Raw genomic sequence first — 698 nt, 5'->3', positions numbered from 1 at the left:
ACACCAAGGAGTCAGCGCCATGTCGAAAAGGACACCACCAGAGATTCTCTCTTGTCAGACGGTCGCACGATCAAAACTGTTTGCTGTGGAAGCCCTCGACCTTCGCTTCTCCAATGGCGAGCATCGCACTTATGAGCGCATGAAGCCAAGTGGCCGCGATGCCGTAATGGTTGTACCGGTAACCGAACAGGGCGATTTACTGTTGGTACGTGAATACGCTGCTGGTACAGAGCGTTACGAACTGGGTTTTCCTAAAGGTCTTATCGATCCCGGTGAAACGCCACATCAGGCCGCTGACCGCGAACTAAAAGAAGAAATTGGTTTTGGTTGTAAGGAACTCACCCCGTTAAAACAAGTGATCCTTGCTCTTTCTTATTTTTCGCGCACGATGACGCTGTTTCTCGGTCAATCACTATACCCTGAAAAGCAAGAAGGTGACGAACCAGAGCCGTTAGAAATTGTGCGCTGGCCACTCGCACAAGCCGAAGAGCTATTAACGCATTTGGACTTCTGTGAAGCACGAAGCATCACGGCGTTAATGTTGGCACTGAAACACTTACCAAACACCACTCACAACAACAATCAATAACGGTGTAAACCGAAAATATTGTGAGTAAGGACTATCACCTATGCCAATGACAAAAGATCTATCTCACCTGCTTCCTCAAGTTATCGAAATTGCCCGCAGTGCGGGACAA

General features: G+C 48.3%; 1 protein-coding gene. It reads left to right on the top strand.

Annotated features, from left to right (window positions below; translation table 11 throughout):
• Positions 1-19 precede the first annotated feature (19 nt).
• A complete protein-coding gene (gene nudE, locus R7Q48_RS27510; protein WP_318133436.1) occupies positions 20-589 on the top strand; it encodes an ADP compounds hydrolase NudE in 570 nt (189 codons plus the stop codon).
• The last annotated feature ends 109 nt before the right edge of the window (positions 590-698 follow it).

The sequence above is a fragment of the Vibrio sp. 378 genome (assembly GCF_033339435.1).
This window is presented reverse-complemented; position numbering and strand designations above follow the sequence as displayed.

What these genes read in the sequence shown, in the direction of transcription:
- nudE (WP_318133436.1), top strand. Translation starts at nt 20, where the DNA reads ATGTCGAAAAGGACACCACCAGAGATTCTCTCTTGTCAGACGGTCGCA.